17 protein-coding genes and 2 pseudogenes are annotated in these 18,038 nt (G+C 55.0%); 5 read left to right on the top strand and 14 right to left on the bottom strand.

Going from position 1 to position 18,038, the window contains the following annotated elements; genetic code table 11:
* Positions 1-409: 409 nt before the first annotated feature.
* Positions 410-826 (top strand): hypothetical protein, encoded by a 417-nt coding sequence (locus EO170_RS09035; protein WP_126944230.1) that lies wholly within the window; start codon positions 410-412, stop codon positions 824-826.
* A complete protein-coding gene (locus EO170_RS21485; RefSeq protein WP_164740982.1) occupies positions 729-1,805 on the top strand; it encodes a hypothetical protein in 1,077 nt (358 codons plus the stop codon). Before EO170_RS09035 ends, EO170_RS21485 begins: the two co-directional genes overlap by 98 nt.
* A gap of 188 nt (positions 1,806-1,993) precedes the next feature.
* On the opposite strand, the gene EO170_RS09030 is transcribed toward EO170_RS21485, so the two are convergent.
* Positions 1,994-3,118: a DUF4062 domain-containing protein gene (locus EO170_RS09030; RefSeq protein ID WP_126944227.1), complete on the bottom strand. Its 1,125-nt coding sequence runs from the start codon at positions 3,116-3,118 to the stop codon at positions 1,994-1,996.
* A gap of 536 nt (positions 3,119-3,654) precedes the next feature.
* Here EO170_RS09030 and EO170_RS09025 point away from each other — a divergent pair.
* Positions 3,655-5,046 carry a site-specific integrase gene (locus EO170_RS09025; RefSeq protein ID WP_126944224.1) on the top strand — a complete coding sequence of 464 codons (1,392 nt, stop codon included), beginning with the start codon at positions 3,655-3,657 and terminating at the stop codon, positions 5,044-5,046.
* A gap of 139 nt (positions 5,047-5,185) precedes the next feature.
* Here EO170_RS09025 and EO170_RS09020 read toward each other — a convergent pair whose 3' ends face one another.
* The 12 genes and pseudogenes from EO170_RS09020 to EO170_RS08970 all read right to left on the bottom strand — a co-directional run bounded on the left by EO170_RS09020 (position 5,186) and on the right by EO170_RS08970 (position 14,444).
* Entirely contained in the window at positions 5,186-5,908 is a 723-nt protein-coding gene (locus EO170_RS09020) for a hypothetical protein (RefSeq protein WP_126944221.1), read from the bottom strand.
* Between the two features lie 36 nt (positions 5,909-5,944).
* Positions 5,945-6,901 (bottom strand): sce7725 family protein, encoded by a 957-nt coding sequence (locus EO170_RS09015; RefSeq protein WP_126944218.1) that lies wholly within the window; start codon positions 6,899-6,901, stop codon positions 5,945-5,947.
* Between the two features lie 39 nt (positions 6,902-6,940).
* A complete protein-coding gene (locus tag EO170_RS09010; protein ID WP_126944215.1) occupies positions 6,941-7,810 on the bottom strand; it encodes a sce7726 family protein in 870 nt (289 codons plus the stop codon).
* A 92-nt stretch (positions 7,811-7,902) separates the two neighbouring features.
* Positions 7,903-8,581 (bottom strand): annotated as a pseudogene (locus EO170_RS09005) (thermonuclease family protein).
* Positions 8,582-8,724: 143 nt separating this feature from the next.
* Complete coding sequence (locus EO170_RS09000; protein WP_126944212.1) at positions 8,725-9,792, bottom strand: ankyrin repeat domain-containing protein; 1,068 nt, start codon at positions 9,790-9,792, stop codon at positions 8,725-8,727.
* A gap of 92 nt (positions 9,793-9,884) precedes the next feature.
* Complete coding sequence (locus EO170_RS21590; protein ID WP_241239405.1) at positions 9,885-10,100, bottom strand: hypothetical protein; 216 nt, start codon at positions 10,098-10,100, stop codon at positions 9,885-9,887.
* Positions 10,080-10,385, bottom strand: a pseudogene (locus EO170_RS21705) (hypothetical protein); the annotation flags it as partial. The pseudogene EO170_RS21705 and the gene EO170_RS21590, both read right to left, overlap by 21 nt.
* Positions 10,386-11,039: 654 nt before the next feature.
* Positions 11,040-12,023 (bottom strand): hypothetical protein, encoded by a 984-nt coding sequence (locus tag EO170_RS08985; RefSeq protein WP_126944209.1) that lies wholly within the window; start codon positions 12,021-12,023, stop codon positions 11,040-11,042.
* A gap of 45 nt (positions 12,024-12,068) precedes the next feature.
* Positions 12,069-12,851, bottom strand: coding sequence for a toll/interleukin-1 receptor domain-containing protein (locus tag EO170_RS08980; RefSeq protein ID WP_126944206.1), 783 nt, complete (start codon positions 12,849-12,851; stop codon positions 12,069-12,071).
* Complete coding sequence (locus tag EO170_RS08975; RefSeq protein WP_126944203.1) at positions 12,852-13,286, bottom strand: hypothetical protein; 435 nt, start codon at positions 13,284-13,286, stop codon at positions 12,852-12,854.
* A 627-nt stretch (positions 13,287-13,913) separates the two neighbouring features.
* Positions 13,914-14,084, bottom strand: a complete 171-nt coding sequence (locus EO170_RS21480; protein ID WP_164739080.1) for a hypothetical protein — start codon at positions 14,082-14,084, stop codon at positions 13,914-13,916.
* A 111-nt stretch (positions 14,085-14,195) separates the two neighbouring features.
* Complete coding sequence (locus tag EO170_RS08970) at positions 14,196-14,444, bottom strand: hypothetical protein (protein WP_115677062.1); 249 nt, start codon at positions 14,442-14,444, stop codon at positions 14,196-14,198.
* A gap of 155 nt (positions 14,445-14,599) precedes the next feature.
* Between EO170_RS08970 and EO170_RS08965 the strand changes: the two genes are divergently transcribed.
* A complete protein-coding gene (locus EO170_RS08965) occupies positions 14,600-16,297 on the top strand; it encodes a diguanylate cyclase (RefSeq protein ID WP_126944200.1) in 1,698 nt (565 codons plus the stop codon).
* Between the two features lie 101 nt (positions 16,298-16,398).
* Here the strand turns inward: EO170_RS08965 and EO170_RS08960 are convergent, their stop codons facing one another.
* Entirely contained in the window at positions 16,399-16,704 is a 306-nt protein-coding gene (locus tag EO170_RS08960) for a hypothetical protein (protein ID WP_119129048.1), read from the bottom strand.
* Positions 16,705-16,798: 94 nt separating this feature from the next.
* Here EO170_RS08960 and EO170_RS08955 point away from each other — a divergent pair, with 94 nt between their 5' ends.
* A complete protein-coding gene (locus tag EO170_RS08955) occupies positions 16,799-17,773 on the top strand; it encodes a GGDEF domain-containing protein (protein ID WP_104583344.1) in 975 nt (324 codons plus the stop codon).
* Positions 17,774-18,038: the final 265 nt, after the last annotated feature.

Genomic DNA, 18,038 nt, shown 5'->3' with positions numbered 1-18,038 from the left:
GTCAGAGTTCATCAGTTCTGACTCAAGATTTCGCAAGGCTCAATAGCATAAAACGCCTATTTCCGAGGATTCTACTTTGCCTGTTATGGAATCAGGCCAGACTTATTGAATTATAAAATTCGAACACAACTAACCCTTCGGCTACAGAAAAATTCTGTGAAGTTACTCGGATGATCCCTATCTAGACCACCAGATATTGACGAACATCAAAACCCCGTTACCCTCATGAAAAAAAACGGGGATAGAGATGGATAGAAAAAGAGTACAAGCACAGCTTAAGCAATTTAGAGTGGTGCTGTCGAACGAGAAGAGGAAAAAGGGCTGGATGACTCGACCCATGCATAGGGGGGCATCGGCACTTTACTTCCCTAAGTTGTCGTCAGCTCTAGCGTATTGGAATGGAATTGCAATGTCGCACCTCGAACACAGACACGTGATGGACCAAATTTTCAACCGTATCTTTGATACAGGAAGCCAGGAAGAAAAAGAGCAATTTATTCGGTGGATTGAAGATGCTGACACCCCTCCAGAAGTAGCTTACCGTGTGCCGGTTACGCCTTTTAAACTCCCAAAGAATTGGCGAAAAGCTGCCAGCGCCATCTTCACCACAGATAAGCCTATTGACCGACCATGGGCAGACTACTACCCTCAGGACAAGCTCGCCGCGCTGCGCTCTTACGAGCTGGCAAGTCGCTCGCATCCTAAAAAACTCGACAAGGACCGTGAACGTGCAACCTCTGAAGAACTGGATAGAAGCCGAACTCGGCGCTCCGCTGAACTCGACCTCAAATGCGCTGGCTGCTACATTTCAGATGGCACTCCTTGAACTGCTGAGAAAAAACATCACAGCCGATCATGATGAAGAGACAATCACCGCAGCCATCTTAGGCGCGTTCACGGCAGCCGCCCCATTCTGTTGCTTGGCCTACCAGCCCGCTCTCGACCCGAGCTATCTCTGGGTGAGATATGCGAAAAGCGGAAGTGGACTGATGACAGAACCAGGGCGCGGGGCTGATTTCGCGCTGGTCATTTGCATGCCGGATGGCACTTTTCGTGTCTCAGTATTTCAGGCCAAAATGGAAAAGGGAACTGGATCGTTCTCCATCGAGCATATCTCGCCCGCGAGAGCAACCCCCCCGAAGCTACCCGAACCACAATTTCTGAGACTTGCTGATTATGGGCTCGATATATTAAATGACTTAGCACACCCCAAGATAGCGCCAGTCTTTTCAAACCTACACTGGTTACATTACCTGGTTTACGAGAGCGATAAAATTCGCTGTAGTGCGATTACAAATCATCAGAATGTCCATACAATCCTTAGCGCAAAAAATATCTTGATTGTGAATGCATGCGTAAAGCTATGGGGTAAGAACATTAAGAACTTCCCGAAAGGATGGAAGGAAACCGTGAAAGGCTTGTGGTCGCCCCAATTACTCCCTAATCAGTCAATAATCGGTAACGTTCTCTTCGAGCAATTGCTAACTGAGGGCGCGGACGAGCTAGCAGCACCCTCCACGGGCTGGCTCATCCTAAATAACATTACAGAAGCGCGTCAGGTAGCGAGTATTCTAGCTGAACACATGCCCGTTTATAGCGCGCAAACTAGGCCCGGCCCGGAGCCAACGCCGTTTGACCCTGGCTCATCGCCATTACGCACTAAGAGAGCCGTAAGGACAGCGAATGTAGTGAGTCCCGATGGCTCCGCCCATCGTCCGCGCCAAACCGATCAAAGCAACGAGGGACCGGGACTGGGATCAGAGAAATCACAAAGCCCTAGGCGAGGGCCTGGTAATAAAGGATAGACCACCCAATCGCACAAGCTGGACATTTAAGGGACGAGCGCCCTCATCCCTAGAAGTGCATCAGCGTGCAGCGAGCTCCCGCGAGCGCTCAGCCAATTGCGTCCCCCAAAACATGGCTAAACCGGTAGGCTTTTCCTACCGGAAGATCTTGAGGAATACGCTCTGCGTCTTGATTTTCGACTGACGACCTAGCCATCCCAGCGGCGGCGCAAGAGCACAACCAGGTCTTCTACGATGCGCTGCGTATCCATGGATAGCGATTGCCTGACTTGGTGGGCTGGCGTGAGAAGCACCAGTTCTTGATGCTCTCCCTGTCGCCAAGGCACTTGCATGCTGTTAGGACTGGCCTCGTGCTCAGCACGGGTCCTCCAAGCGCCGGCATGCTCTCCAATCAATCGCACTGCCGGCACCACGTGGGTGAGTCGCTCGGTAGGGTCGATCTGACCCAGAAGCCACGAGGCATAGGCGATCGCCGCTTCGAGCTTCTCAGCGACGCTTTCTTCCAAGACGACCGATAGCCCCATGCCGCGCTCGGGAGGTGGCACGGGCAAGGTCAGGCGCACATCCCCATTCGGCCATAGCCGGATCGACGCACCTTCGCTGCGTGGACCTTCTTGGGCCAAGAACAACGCCTCTCCCTCTAAGCGCGATTGCATCCCCAAGCCACGATCAAAAATGGAAGGCCTTCCGAAGAGCGCATGCTGTTGCATGGCATCTATGAGCGCCTGGGCCTCAATCTCGGCAGGACGAAGCACCGTTGTATCGGGTCCAGCCACAACAGCAAGCTGCAAAACCGTGCCACTTTGCTGATAGCCGCGCTCGATCCGTGGGAAGAGCGCCAGTGCACGATCGCGCAATCCTGTGGGATCGAGGGGCGCCACGGCCTGCGTCAGCTGAAACCGATGGATGGCGAGAGTTGCCTTTTGCCCCAGGTCATCTGCTGAGACGAAACCATCCCAGAGCTGACCGCCTTGCCAATTGCCGATCTCTCTAATCAAGTCGGCTTGATCCGGTTCCGCCTCCATGCCGGACTGTACAAACATCAGGAGTGGCTTACGGTTCCTGGCTTCATGCACCTCTTCGTGGGTTGCCGAGACGCCTCCTGCCTGCTTGGTCCCGTAGCGCGGTCCAAGAACGAGGATGACAAGATCCGCCTCGCGCACGCCACTCAGACATGCGACTTGGGGAGAGCTGGCTCGGGCGCCGAAATCCTCCGCCATGATCGCCTGGTGGCCTAGCAACTCGATCGCCTGCTTGACCGCTGCTCGTTCGGCCTCCATTCCGGTGATAAGCGAACTGATGAATATTTTCATATATTGACCATTTCGAACTGTGGAATGACGCTAACCCTCGCGCGGCGAAAATCAGGTGATTGTCATCCTGGAAGGTGGGCCACTTGCTCTTCCGTTGTTGCTCATCTCCGGGCCCATTTCAGACCACTTATGTCTTAAATGCTCAAACTCCCCTTCAAAAATTTGCAAAAGCCCAAACGCCATAAGTCAGATTGCCTAACTGTCTTCTTAAGAATGATTAGATTAGGCAAAGCTTATTTCATTTATCTGAAGTTCATTTTGCTTGCGTGAGATATCTCTCGTTTTTTCACGATTTATGACCTTTAAACGCTACAAGCACGTTTATGGTTATTTCAATTAAACCGCGCTTAAAAGCCCATGCCACTTATATTATCCCACACAAAAAGACGAAACATATTTACTCATATTTAAAAAAATTGGCACCGCAAATAGAACCGACTTAGGCAATCTTGCAGATCAAAATTCTGTCTCTTTTTTGTATTGACGAAAATTGCCACTGCCTTATCACAAATCTACCTCCACACACGGACAAGTAGATGCTTTTGCAAATTCCTCAATTACAGCACTATCTTCAACACCCCATCGGCGACCTTTTCATCGAAGAGGTTCGAAGTGGGAAATCGGCTTTCAAGAACATCCGGATCACCAGCCGCGCTGGTGCCGTTTACTTTCAAGACCTCGTTCAAGCGACGCTCGATGATCAGGAGCGCAAGCGTCGGCTTCGCCGCTCGGGCACACGCTATCCGGAACCCTTGCCTCTGGCCACACCCGCCCGGCTTCTATCCGAGGAGGTGAAAGATTTTCTCAACGATAAGGATCGGCAGGGCCGCGAGAAATCCACCATTGACGCGTATCGTCGAACGCTTACAATCTTGCAACGCGTGACCGGCAACATCTCCGTCGCGCGCATCAATCACACGCATATCTATGAGATGTGGGATCTGTTGCGCTGGGCCCCTGAGGACTTCATGTCCAATCCAGCCTATCAGAAGCTTGACGTCAAAGGGTTGATCGCCAAAGGGCAGGCTTTAGGCAGAACACAGCCAGCCAACGCTACGCTTGAATTGCATCGCCGCTTCTTGAACTCATTCTTCAACAAGCTAGCTAAGGCCAGAGCAATCCCGCATTCACCGATGGACGCTTTCGAAGCGCCAAGGGTTGATCTCCTCATTGACCAAGAAGAGCCAGAACGGCTGCTCTCGCCAGAGGATATTCAGAAGATCTTCAACCCCGAGACTTTCCTGCCCTGGGCCAAGAAGTATCCGCACCGTTGGTGGTGCCCGCTCATTGCGCTTTACACAGGCGCCCGGATCAATGAGATCGCCCAGCTCAAAGTAGCCGACATCGTCCAAGATCAAGGCGTGTGGTGCTTCTCGATCCAGAAGACCGTGGACGAAGATCTGGCGCTAAGCGCTGGCAAGCGCAGCCGTCAAAGCCTGAAAGGTAAGAGTGCCATTCGCAAGGTGCCGATCCACCCAAGCCTCATCCAGGCGGGCTTCCTCGACTTCCTTGCCGACATCAAAGCGTCTGGCCACCCTCGCCTCTTCCCGAACCTGTCTGCCGGCATGTGCCGCAAGACCGGTGAGCCAAACGGGCGCTACAGCCAAGGCTTCGTTAATCAGTTTGCGAAGTATTTGAAGGGGCTTGGCTTTGGCAAGGGGATCGGGTCGCATGCCTTCCGCCATACCCTGGCTACCGAGCTTGACGCCAAGGGCGTACGGGTAGAGCACATTGCCTTGATCACCGGCCATGCCCTCAACAAGAAGGCGCCCGTGCTGCAGGACAACTATGTGCACAAGTCGGCTGGGAACATCCGCAAGGCCCAAGTTGAAGCGCTTGGAAACTATCAGCCATCCGTAACGCTGCCTACATACGTGCGCGGACAGTTCAAGGAGCGGTTGAGGAAGGGAGCAAAGATGTATCCTTGAGCGAAGCCATCCAAGCCAGCGAATGCTCCGCACAAGGCATATTCCATGACCAAGTTTGAAGCCCTCACGCTTCTCATCGCATTGCCGGCAATAATTCCAAAGATACTGACGCTCATCACATCAGCGAAATATCTTCGAGTCACGGCATATAAGCAATGGGGCCGACGTTGATCTCAGGCTTATGCATGCGAGAATGCGGCATATCCTTGAATAGCACTAAGAAGGCTCCAGCCTCGGTTGAGGTCGACTTAATGCTCTTCTCGATGATGGGCACTAGCGTCGCCGCTGCATTACAGATCAAAGGAATAGCATTGAAAACCACCCGATTTTCAGCAAGATCATGGCGAACTGCATAGCTATTGAAGCTCGCTGTGCCCAAATATTCTCGAATAGCCTGCGCAACGACTGGACGAATTCGCGTTGTGCCCTGCGGTAGCGCCAGTAGCTCGTTGAAATCTTCCCAAGACAGGTACAGGTCAAACGTATCCCCGTCTTCCTCGCCGGCCGGGAAGTCTAGGAGGAGATACATCTCCAGCCTGCCGATCTTCTCGGCCTCTTGCACATAATGTGTATAAAGCGTGCGCACCTTCCGCGCATGATTGTGATGACGCGCATTTCGTAGAACCAGAATCAGAGCAAGCTCGGGTTTAGCATACCAATCCAATGAATATCCTGAATCCTTTTCCATCGCATCATAGAGACTATGAAAAGCATTGAGAACGCTCGACCACGCGTTCTCAATGTTGCCAACAGCTTCCGCCCGATCCACTACGAGCAAGCCACTTGCGGCGCGAGAATCTGCCTCTTGCAGAACTCTTAGCGAATGAGAAAAATCATCGAAGGCGCCAGATATTGTGTTCATAAGCCTCTTACCCTACCCAGCATCAGGAGCGCCGCACTACAAGCGACCTTGTAAAACATCCATCATTAGACACATATGGTGCACCATTTGAAGCTTCTTGCTTGTTGCAAGCTGGGGAAATTTATCCTCTCGCACCAAGCACTCAAACTCAGCAAGCGCCGGATTAGTGCCAAACTCCTTCGGCCGCAAGCGGACCTGCTTAACGAGCTTCTTAGCTGCTTGAAGAAACTTAACTGCCGTATCGACCTCATGTTGGACCTGATCCTTCGACACGAAATGCTCGATCCAAACATCTTGACTCTGCGGCTCTTTAAAAGCCGCATGGATTGTGACAGCGCCAGGAGCGCCACCCCCAGCAGAGAAGAAATCGCCAAGGCACAGGTAATCACCAATCCCTCCAGCTTTACCGTTGGAAGTCTTATGACGATCAGTGAAATACTCCGCCCCTTTGTAGTCAGCGTTCCTACTTAATCTGGCAAAGCAATCTTTCAACCAAATCGTTCGCTTAGAAGGGAATAACGCCAAGACATGTGCAGGCACCTTATCCGTGAGCACTACAAACCAATGAATGGCTGCCTGACTAGCAAGCCACTGCGTGTCAGCCACTGAGAGCGCATTGGCCGTGATCACCATAGCCAGCTTGCGATCAGAAAAACGCGCGAGAAACGCAGAAACTTCCGCTACCGTCGTCTGCTCGTCCAATCGATAGGTCGGCACCACCGCAGAGAAAGCATCAATTTGAGCCCAAGCCACCTGCCCCCAAGCATGGCGAGCGCCGGCATCCTTCAACTGGTGTCGATGAGGATTGACGATAACAGCCAAATCCTGTTGCTGATCCTGGCACATAGCCATACATCGACTAAGATCACTGGGCCGAGCCATGACGGGCTCAACAAGCGGAAGCCATTGGCTTAGATCTCGGTCACTATGGCCAAGCAACCACCGGATCGCCAACAGCTCATACTGCCGACCATACATATACGGAACATACATCCTTTTCGCTCCAACGACGCCCCCTGCGTCGGTCTCTGATCAAGCATAATTCAGATCGTGGAGCGCGTTCAATACCCGTTTTTGCTGAGGCTTAGATAGCGGCGTGGCGTAGCCTAGGACTCGACAACTTCTGGGAAGCGATCGAACAAAGTCAACCATCGACTCGGCGGTGGTCCGTTCCCGCATTGCTCTGATTACCGATGCATGAGCTTGCTCTGTCGTCAGCTGTTCCCACAGACGCCGATAGTGCTCGTAACGACGCCCATTTGGTAGCTCAGGTTGATCACCGAACCAATCTCGCACTGCTTGGACATATTCCTGAGCCCTGAGCATCTGAAAAAGCGCCATCTTGTCCAAGTTACTCGTGGAAGCCCTTGGCGCTCTGATCTCACTCAACGATCCATTACTTTGCAGCGTTAAAATACCTACTCGGTCATCTAAAACCCGGAGATATTGCGGACTAATGGACGGATGTGTGACCAAGTAGACCCGCTCAAAGACACGCAAGTAGTCAGGAGTTTGGGTCAGCAAGCGGCGATGACTATCGAACTCAGTTTTTATTTCGTAGGCCGTCGAAGTGCCGTTGAAGATAGCAAGATCAATAATGGATCGACCCACAGGCAATTCGACATGCAAGCTTGCCGTCCGTGGGCTATGACGCCCAAACACTACTCGATCAGCGATGGCTGCCTTGTAGAAATATTCGCACCGATAGTTTCGTCGAAGCCCATCCAACACCTGGTCTAGCAACTCAGCGACCGTTTGACCTGAGCCAACCTGCAGACCGGCGTCAGTCAGGAGCTTAAGGATGAAGCGGCCGTCGCCTGTCCTTGCAGCTTGGGCAAGCACAGGGCGGCTCAATGCTTGCGCCGCTTGGCGCCACGAAATTATGTTGTCCTGCGCCAACATCGCGCCGTATCCAGGGTGAACTGATAGGTAAGTGTTTCACAAGCTAGGCTTGGACGCCAACCGGCTCAGTCATCCTCCTTCACAAATTCCCGTCAACGCTTTGCGGGGTGCCGCCCTGCCCGCAACGCCTCCCCGGGACTACAGAACATGCGCTCGCCACGGCTCAGGTCGATGCGGGTGCCCTCGCAGTCCCGCTGACCGGGCACGTGGTAGATCTTCTTGCCCTGGCGGGAGATGTTGCCTTTGACGCGGCATCCGCCCGGCATGGTTGGCTCGTCAACGCGAGCCTGGCGAGCAGCCTGTCCCGCTTGCCGCGCCGGTAGTCTGGAGGCATCTGGAAAGGCCCCTGCCAGAGGTTGCCCTGGTGCTGGCGCGCGTCGGCCTCGTCAGCGACGAACGCTGCGGTGTATTGCCGATACGCAACCGCCCAACCCGAGCGCACCATCCAAAGGTTGACGGACTGCCCCTGAACGAAGCACTCCGCGACCACCCGGCCATAGCGGTCCGTGTCCTTGGGTTGGCAGCGAACAGTCTTGTCCCACAGGTAACCGTCCAGCGCAGCGGCGGACCGCCGACCACATGGCCAAGAATGACCATCCTGCGTAATGCACTGCTGTGCGCTCTCTGGGGCGTCGATGCCCCATAGGCGGATGCGCTTCTTCGCTACGGTGAGCGTGTCACCATCTGTGAGGCCGCACGACCAACCAGCTCTGCGGCTCCCACTGACGCTGCGGCAAGCACAAAAACCAAAAACGCTAAACCTCTGAACACCTACATCGCTTCCTTTCAAGACTGCCCTGGACTTGGCACCAGGTTGCTACAGGCCAAGCACTTTAGCGGGAAGCAACCAAGAGAGCGAGATCTAGCTGCCCTGCTGATCTTCGATGAACAGCTCTGAGAGTCCAGCGCGAGTGCTACAAGCGCACGCTATGGGATGAGTTTTTCATCACCGGCTCTGCCGCATCGCTCTGCGCCACTCTCTTGCGCTCGTTGGATTGAAGCTCTCTGTGTTGCTTCGCTGCATCAACTCTGGCAATCGCCTCATCAAGCTTCGTCTCAATCGCTTCGTCTGTGATCAGGTCCCGCACATCATCTAAGTTCACTCGGCGAACCAGAGCATCCACCACTTCATCATGGCCATTTCGAAGTGCCGCATGTAGGGCCAACTCGGGATAAGCCGTCTTGTGCGCAAACTCCAAGATGGACTTGACGATACCTACATGCCCAGTTCGTGCCGCAGATTGCAGCGCCTCTTCGCCAAAGTCACGAGGCGCACGGTGGGTTGTCACAATCGCCCCGAGCAAGGTGCGCATCAGGCGTTCATGGCCTTTCGCAGCAGCGACGTTAAGTCCCAATGAGTAGGTGTCTTCCGGATCGGGAAGGCCAGCTTCTATCAAGAACTCAACGACGTCGACATGGTTGTTCTCGGCCGCCGCCGCAAAGCCGCGCTGCGCACATTGGATCTTGGATGAGAACGGCAGCAGGTGCTTGATCACCTCCAAATGTCCTTCTTTGCATGCGGCAATCAATGCTCGACTGTCCTGCGCCTTGGCGTCTGAGAACAGGAGCAACTGAAAGACGACATCTGCATGACCATGGCGCGCCGCCTCATACAGCGCCAGTGAGTCGTGTTGCAGAGGGCTGCACTCTTTGAGCAGTCGTTTGACGCACTCCGTGTGACCGTGCCTGGCAGCAAGCACCAATGCCTCGTCATCCTCTGCATCGCAGAACTCAATGAGCTGCTCAACCGCCCGCACCGAACCCGCCTTGGCAGCCACATTAAGCGGATAGACCTCAAATGACTCTGACAGCAGTGGCAACAGTTGATCAATCAAGCTCTCCTTGTCGCTCGTGATTGCCACCTCAATGGCGTAGCGTGCAGCAGCATCGCTCTCGCTTTGAGCCTGACAAAGTGACATCACATACGCCTCACTCCCCTGCTTCACTGTCTGTCTAATCTTTCTTTTAAGTGCCTGGTCCATTTTCTCTCCTCCCCTTCAACTTAACGCCATCACGCCTTTCGTCAAGATCGCAGCGTGACAGCGTCAGTCGATTAGAGAAGCCCAAATGGGACTTACAGATCATCGATGTCAGGAACATCATCCTCGTAGTCGCACGCAATGAGCGAACCGCCTTCATCTTCGATGCGAAGAATTTCAGGTGCGCTGTGCCATTGGTCGAAATCGAACTCACTATAACCAATCGCGTCGATATCGCATTTGGAAAGTGCTTCCTCTGGCGAGCTCGCCTCAATCGTTGCCCAATGGACGATTTGGGCATACCACGTCAAGAGTTCTACCTTAGCAATCGAGCGTGGCGTGCTCTTGCTGATCAGAAACGGATTACCATGCTCTCGTTTGAGCTTGTCGAAGTGTCGTCTCGGGATACCGAGGTAGAACTCGGCCATCGGCTGCGTGAAGCGCGTCGTGCTCGGTGAGCGATCAAGTCGCTTCTTCAGGCCGTCGAAGTCCTGACTGACAATGGTGGCTTTGCGCTCATCACGCCTCGCGATGACTTCAAGCGCTGCACGGAGAAATCCGTCGTCGAAGCTTTCCGCCTTCCCGATGTTCGTCATCCGCCCCCCCTTACTTGTTCAGGCCTTACTGCTAGAACCTTGCATCGTAAGCTTTGCCACTCACCAGCCTGAAAGCAAGTGACCGAGGTAGACGATTAGATAATGATTCACCTGTCGGTGCCAGCTCGTCTTGCAAGCAAGCTACCTCGATGTCGCTTGCGCAATAAAGGACCCACAGGGCGCGCACCAACGCCTCGAACCGCGCTCGATGAATGGACCAGGGTGGACGGCTCAGCACCGATTGTGAGTAATCAGCTACTCGCGACAGCGCTCTCAATTAAAATTAATGTGCGAAAATAAAAGTAAAGATACGAAACTACTTGCAGCCGGTAATTTTGATCAACAGCAACGCTCTTATGATTGACGCTAATGCACCTTACTTTTTAAAATCAATTCAACAGCAGTCTAATGGTGAAAGTAACTTACGAAACCTCCGAACTAGCAACACCTGTGATCAGCTTAACAACAGCCACACCATCCACAGCGCAAGGAATAATACTCCCGTCGACATTCGGCCTTACGTTGACCTTAACGCAAAATGAATTTAAGCCTTCATATTTAATTATCCCGACGCCAGAAATAAGAGACCTAGGAACTAGTTGGAGTAATTTTTCTTTTGCATGCTGTGCTTTCCTTCTAGAAGCCATGGAAACTTCATCCTAGATTTTTATCCAAGCCTAACTGACAAAAGACCTGTGTCAAGCCGTGCGCATAGCTTAACTTACCAACAGAACTCATAGCACCCGCGAATAAAAGTGCAACCGCACCCCCTTTATTTGTGAATACTGCTGATCCGCTATCACCTGGCAGTGAAAACACTTTGCCGGGATGCCAAATTTCAATCAAGTCGTCAAAGAAAAAAGTATCACCTAACATTTCTACTGCCACGTTGTCATTTCTATCGCTATATACCTTCCCCGTCGTTGATCCCGTAGTTCTTCCAATTTTATGTACTACCTCTCCTGATTGCGGCAACTCCCCAACACTAGGGTTTACACACAACTTAGAATGCACCAATGGCAAAAAATTAAATCCAGGTAAAATAACAGCAATGGCAGCATCAAAATAATTCACACCAATAGTATTTAGACTTATATAGTCATCCAACGCTGCAACTGTGTGGACACTTATCCCCCCATCGCAAGCCCCGGGCTGAATTACGGACTTGTCAATAGATCTATTACCATTTGGAGCGATGATGTGGGCGCACGAGAGGAGAAGCCGCTTTCCGTTGGAAGCACTCCTTGGGAAGAGCCCGATTGAGCCAGCAGCCACTGAAGGGTGACCGACGCTAGAGCCAATCACTAGCGGACGGTTTAAATTCACTACATTCGGAATGGACTCAGCCACAATCCTATCGCTATGGATGAAATCAACCTCACCCTTAGCCATGTCGAGAACGCCATTCCTGAACTCTACTGACTCCACCTCCCCCGCTTGGATGTTAACCGTCAGTCTGTAATCATCTTTTTTAATATCACTTAATTTATTTCCGAGAGAAATTCTTTTGCCTCCGCTAACCGCTCTTTTGGTCCCAAGCCGAAATGGCGAGTTCAAGCCAAGAGAAGGCGGGACCGGCCTTAGTGCAAAAGCTCTAAAAATCTCTAGCTTCAACGATTCAATATCATCAATTTCCATTCGCTTTTAACCCGGATCCATCACTCAAGTTTTGCAAATAAAAAGTTAAAGATTTTTTTTTACAAGCTTAAGCTGCCGATACAACTCATTCAAACAATCGTCAGCGCGTGTTAAACCCTTAGATTTGCAGGCGTTAATCCAAACAGACAGATCATCCCCAGTCATTTTCTTAGTAGCTTTTGGCACTTCATAAGCAAATCGCGCCGACGCATCTTCAGCAAGAGCTTCTAACCCGATAGAAAAACCTCTAACTGACTTATTTTTTTCGTAAATTAGCTTAGAAAATTCAAGCTCTGAGTATATCCAAGGCGATTGAACGTACGCTTTATTTTTTATATGATCTTTAATGGTAACAGAGTTATCCGTCTCCAGGAAAATGAAAAGCTCTGAATTATTAATCATCCTATGCAAGGATGAATTAAGAATCATATACACGTTTGCCGTTGTTAAATTTCTCTCCCTATAATCATAGATTTCTTTTTTTTCATTATAACAATATTTCTTATCAACTGCTTCCAACAGTTCTCCAGCATATCCCCAAACAAAAGAATCAACAAAAACGCTGATACCTATATCCTCGAGTGCAGCCGCAAGCCGCATAACGTCATGCCTATCTCCGTGTGAGTGGGAAAGGAACACATCAACTTGTACACACGGAAATAAATGCCCCCTTATCTTGTCGGCATCCAAATAACCATCCTCATTAAGCAGATAGGCTTCCAAATCACTGAGCAGATGCTTTTTGTTTCCCTCAAATTTGGCAACTCTGTCGTCCGAAATATCTAATTTTTTTGAATCGAAGCTTTTGATACTTAAATCAAAAAACATTTAAGCGATTCTCCCAATATAAGATGCTGCAGAAAACCCCAAGATTACAGGAAAATGAAACCCAATGATCGACGGGCGGGTAAGAACTGAAATATAAGATTCACGGACCTCTCGTAATGCACGCCCATCAATTACCAAACTCACATCCTCACATATATCCTTCTCAGCCGCTTTATTATATAGGCGAATAAAAGCACGTTCTTGCTGCAAGAAATACGCGTGATAAATCATAAATACAGAACCGATCGGCAAAAAATTCCACCACCTTAGATCAATTCCATCAGTCGCTGAAAATGCAAGCATTGCGCTCAGAACAGTAACACTGGCGCCCTTTATTACTGATGAGCTGTTCGCTAATCGAGCAACGATTCCCTGCACTATATTCAAATATGCAATGCGCAAAGCGACCCTGTCACTAGTAACCAACTCTGACATACCCCCTCCTTAGGCATCAAGCCTAGCTCTTAGCATTTCCAATCAAATTGCTTCCTTATCAAAACAAGCCCGATGCTCTTGTCTTTGAGGATCGAATCATAAGTTAACAGAAGCAAACCAGCTGTGGGAAAAATCCTAACCTTCGGCATGGATGCCTTAGAAGCTGGACAAATTTCCGTAGCCTGCAACTTTAGGTATCATTTGAGGTATCAAAGCAGGCTCAGCTTTAAGCCCCGAAATGCTTTAGGGTCAATGGCTTGCGTAGGGGCGTTTTCAGGCTCCGCCCACCTCCACCAAACAACGGTCCTAAGACGACCGACTAAGGCCGGGACTCCTCGATGCAGAGGGCTCCCGGCCTTTTTCATGGGCGATACCGAGACCGCCGGCTCTGGAGACGCGTGATCTGCCGCCAACTGGCGCTGACAGGCTGCCGCGCCAGCCCTTGCGAGATGACCGCACACAAGACAGGCCGAAAATTGCGCCGGTGCTGGTGCACGCGTCGAACGCCTGCGGCGTGCGCCTACCCTCCAGCGCGCGGGCCTCTCAGGCCTCCCCCTACCCCCGCCGGGAACTTGCCACGCATCGGCCGCGCGTGCGCCACGCGCGGGTGCACGCCGGCAGGATGCGTCAATTACTGACGTGGGCGGTCTGTTCGGTGCGCCCGGCAGGTCCGTCCGCAACGACGTTGACTGGCTCGTGTGCCGGTGCCGCATCGCCACGCAGTTGGTCGAAGAGCGCGAGCAGTTCGGTGGCTTCCTGTTGCAGCAGGACCAGGGCACTTTTGTTGGGTTCTTGCATGTCGCCTCCGTCCAAGACGCTCCCCAGCGTTGTCCAGGGCTGGAGCAAACCGCATGCCAGCCTGTCTGGTGCTGGCTTGGCCGATGCGACCATGCGCACCAGCACCTGCGCTCAGGCGGGTTCGAGCTGTCGTTGCGCTTCGGCGTGCATGGCCTCCAACGTCACCATGCCGGCAACGCGAGCGGCCGCCATGGCGCTGCGGTGGTCTGGAAACGTGGCAGAAAGTGCGCTGCCTGCCCGGTCGCCGGCGCTTCCGGCACCGATCTGGGCGATCTGCCAGTCGGCAACCCAGCCGGGGCTCGGGCCATCGCCCCGGGCAGCGCGGCAGGTCAATTGATAGCTACCTAGAAAAATGACCAATCTGTTGCCCGGCTCGATGACGAGCGTAAAGCATATCGCCGTGCCGCCGCCGGAGCGACCTTGAGCCCGTCCCGCAGCTGACTGGCAAGCGAAGTGAAGCATAGGCACGCGACTTGCATCGGCCTCTACTAGACAATCAGTGTCGGGGAAACACGGTGTTGACCAAGAAAGCAAAACGCCACGCTGCCGGCGCCTTGTTGCTCGGCGGAATGATCTTCGTCCTGATCGGCATAGGCGGGTATTTGACCACGCAGCGTTCGCTGTCCGACGCCGGCTGGGTGACGCACACGCAGGAGGTGATCGCCAGCATCGACGAGATCCAGGCCGGAATGCTGTCGGCGGAGTCGTCGGTGCGCGGCTATGTCTTGACCGACAACGAAGCGTTTCTCGGGGTGTACGCCGATGCGATCGGGCGACTGCCCGAGCGCATCGTGCGGCTGGATGCCCTGGTGCAGGACAACCCGGTACAGCGGCGCCATGTCGTGGAGCTTGGACGCCTGGTGGACATTCGCCTGACGCAGATCGACGACCTGTTGCACAGCTACCGCAAGCAGGGCCTGGATGGGGCGCGCGCCTCGATCGCACGCGGCGTGTTCCAGACCTCGTCCTCGCTGCGCCGCCAGGTGCAGATCATGACGGAACTGGAGCGCCAGCAACTGGTGAAGCGCAATGACACCAACACGCGCAGTGCGCAGTGGGTGCTGTGGGTCACGGTGGTCGGGATTTTCAGCGGCTTGCTGGTGATGTTGCTGGCCTACCGGCTGCTGTCACGCGAACTGGAACGGCGCGTGCGGGCCGAGGACGCCGCCAGCACGACCAGCGAGCGCCTGATCGAATCGTTCGCCACACTCGAACGCACGTCGGCGGGGCTGGAGGCGCTGGCGCGTTACTCGGGGTTGCTGCAGAACTGCCGCGATGCCGAGGAAGCACTGGAAATCACCGCACGCACGATCGCGCCGCTGGTCCCGGGCGCGGCCGGTGCGGTCTATCTGCTGCGCGCCTCGCGCGATCGTGCCGAACAGGTGGTGGCCTGGGGCACGATGGCCGACGACGACAACGCCAGCATCGCGCCGGACACCTGCTGGGCCTTGCGCCGCGATCGCACGCATGTGGTGCAAGACGCCAGCCAGGGCATGCTCTGCCAGCACGTCGGCGCCAATCTTCCGGCGCACGCGAGCACCGTCTGCATCCCGTTAGCGGCACAGGGCACGCAGTTGGGGATGCTGGCGCTGCGCAGCGAGGATCCGCGCGACCTGGCCTCGTTGACCGTGGCCGAGGCAGCGGCCGAACAATTGTCGCTGGCGCTGCACAACCTGCGTCTGCGCGAAACGCTGCGCCAGCAGTCCATCCGCGATCCGTTGACCGGACTGTATAACCGCCGGTATCTCGAAGAGGCGCTCAATCACGAACTGGCGCGCTGCACGCGACGGGTACAGCCCTTGTCGGTGCTGATGCTGGATGTGGACCACTTCAAGCAGTTCAACGACCTGCACGGCCACAGTGGCGGTGATCGCGTCCTGGCGGCGATCGGGGAATTCCTGCTGGCGCAGACGCGCGGCGAAGACATCTGCTGCCGCTACGGCGGCGAAGAGCTGACGATCATCCTGCCCGAAGTGGACCTGGCGACCGCCTGCCGGATGGCCGAGAAACTGCGTGCCGGCATCGAGTCCCTGCAGGTCATGGCCGATGGCGTCTCGTTGCCGAAGGTCAGTGCATCGTTCGGCGCGGCCAGCTTTCCCGAGCATGCAGGCAACATGGCGCAGCTGCTGCGGCGCGCGGACGAGGCGCTGTACCGCGCCAAGCAGGCCGGACGCAATCAGGTGGTCAGTGCCGGCGCGTCGGCCACACGGTAAGCCACGCCGTTACCAGCATTGGGGCTGCGCCTGCAGCCCCACCTTCGCGCCGCCCCGGCCGACTGCGATGCAGGCAGCTTGCCGGTTGGGCAGAGCAGCAATCACGTGCAGCTCTGCCCATCCTCATCGGTAGGAATCAGGCCGGCGCCCGCCAGCATGCCGTCCACACGGGTCCGCACATAGGCTGCGTCCTCGGCCGCGGCGCTGCTCAGCAGGGCCTGTGCACGCGCCTGGAAATCGAGGTAGTCGAAATCCGCGTCCTCATCGGCGGACAGCTGCGGCAGTTCGTCCTGCAGCGCATCCAGGCGCGTGTCGAGTTCTTCGCGTGTGGGCATGGCAGACTCCGACGACAAAGACGCTACGGTTGCGGCACGGCCGTCAAGGATGTGCGAAGCCCGGCGCGGCAACGCTTCATTTTCCTACCCGTTGCCGCGGCGCGTGCACGCTCAACTTTCGCAAGGCTCCGCCGATAATGATGCCGACTCCTATAGAACCTTCCCTGTGATCCTCCACCTGCGGCGGGATTTCCGCCTCGGCATCGTCAAGACGCTGGGGCCGATCACCGCGCTGTTGCTTTGCCTCTATGCGGTGTACCTGGCCATCACCGGTCAGGCGCTGGCCTGCCTCATCACCGCCTCGCTCGGCATGTTTGCGATATGGCGGGGCTGGAGGATGCGCGATGCCGAACGCACTGGCGCTGGTGGCGTGTGGCTGGCCTCCATCAACGTCGGTGGCTGTCTCGTGGCCTGCTGGACCGGCGGCGATGGTGCCCTGCCCTGGCTGTTTCCGGTGCTGGCCACCAATTACTTCCTGTGCGGCCCGCAACGCGCGGTGCTGCTGAGCCTGCCGCTGCTGGCAGCACTCCTGCTGTTGCCTGGCCTGATCGTCAGCCCCGGCCAGGGCGTGTCGACGGTCGTGGTGACGGTGGTGACGCTGGCGGTGGGCTATGCGTTTTCGTTGCGCATGCAGGACGACCGCGTGCATCTGGAAGAACTGGCCTCGCTGGATGCGCTGACCGGCCTGCCCAACCGACGCATGCTCGAGCGTGCGCTCACCCACCAGATCGATCGGCGCCAGCCGCATGAACGGCTCAACAGCCTGATCATCCTGGATCTGGACCATTTCAAGGAGGTCAACGATCTGTACGGGCATGCCGCAGGCGATGCCGCGCTGTCGGATCTGGCCACCATCCTGCGTTTCGAAGTGCGCGAGCCGCATCAGGTGTTCCGCTTCGGCGGCGAAGAATTCGTGGTGTTGTTGCGTGCCGGCTCCTTGCAGGAACTGGAAGCGGCCACCGAACGCCTGCGCAAGGTGATCCGCAACGGTCTGCGCGGCCCGGGTGGCCGTATCACGGTATCGCTGGGCGCGGCGCGCCACGATGGCGAGACGCATTGGCAGGACTGGTTCTCGCGGGCCGATGCCGCGCTGTATCTGGCCAAGAACGGCGGCCGCGACAGCGTGCGGGTGGCCGACTGAGCGCAGGCCGTCGTCTCAGCGCCCGGGCAGCGGGCACACCGGCTCGGTGCTGAGATCCCGGCACCGCGTTGGCCAACAGCCGACAACGCGTCGGCGCCGCTTGTCGCAGACCGGCGCAGCTGACAGCGGCTCACACGGCTGGCGAACAGCCATCAGGTCACACGGCAACCGGCGGGTACCGGTGGTACTTGCCGATGGCGAGCACTGTCCGCACTCGCCCGCCGGCGGTCCATCAGGGAGTCAGCCGCGCCAGACGGTTACGTTT

Source organism: Xanthomonas sp. BRIP62409 (assembly GCF_003992965.1).
GTDB classification, from domain to species: Bacteria; Pseudomonadota; Gammaproteobacteria; order Xanthomonadales; family Xanthomonadaceae; genus Xanthomonas; species Xanthomonas euroxanthea.
The sequence above is the reverse complement of the archived record's forward strand: the minus strand, read 5'-3'. Positions and strand labels throughout refer to the sequence as shown.

Bases quoted from the DNA above. Each gene is read 5' to 3' on its own strand.
- EO170_RS09035 (WP_126944230.1), top strand. From the start codon at position 410: ATGTCGCACCTCGAACACAGACACGTGATGGACCAAATTTTCAACCGT.
- EO170_RS09030 (WP_126944227.1), bottom strand. From the start codon at position 3,118: ATGAAAATATTCATCAGTTCGCTTATCACCGGAATGGAGGCCGAACGA.
- EO170_RS09025 (WP_126944224.1), top strand. From the start codon at position 3,655: ATGCTTTTGCAAATTCCTCAATTACAGCACTATCTTCAACACCCCATC.
- EO170_RS09020 (WP_126944221.1), bottom strand. From the start codon at position 5,908: ATGAACACAATATCTGGCGCCTTCGATGATTTTTCTCATTCGCTAAGA.
- EO170_RS09015 (WP_126944218.1), bottom strand. From the start codon at position 6,901: ATGTATGTTCCGTATATGTATGGTCGGCAGTATGAGCTGTTGGCGATC.
- EO170_RS09010 (WP_126944215.1), bottom strand. From the start codon at position 7,810: ATGTTGGCGCAGGACAACATAATTTCGTGGCGCCAAGCGGCGCAAGCA.
- EO170_RS09000 (WP_126944212.1), bottom strand. From the start codon at position 9,792: ATGGACCAGGCACTTAAAAGAAAGATTAGACAGACAGTGAAGCAGGGG.
- EO170_RS08985 (WP_126944209.1), bottom strand. From the start codon at position 12,023: ATGGAAATTGATGATATTGAATCGTTGAAGCTAGAGATTTTTAGAGCT.
- EO170_RS08980 (WP_126944206.1), bottom strand. From the start codon at position 12,851: ATGTTTTTTGATTTAAGTATCAAAAGCTTCGATTCAAAAAAATTAGAT.
- EO170_RS08975 (WP_126944203.1), bottom strand. From the start codon at position 13,286: ATGTCAGAGTTGGTTACTAGTGACAGGGTCGCTTTGCGCATTGCATAT.
- EO170_RS21480 (WP_164739080.1), bottom strand. From the start codon at position 14,084: ATGCAAGAACCCAACAAAAGTGCCCTGGTCCTGCTGCAACAGGAAGCC.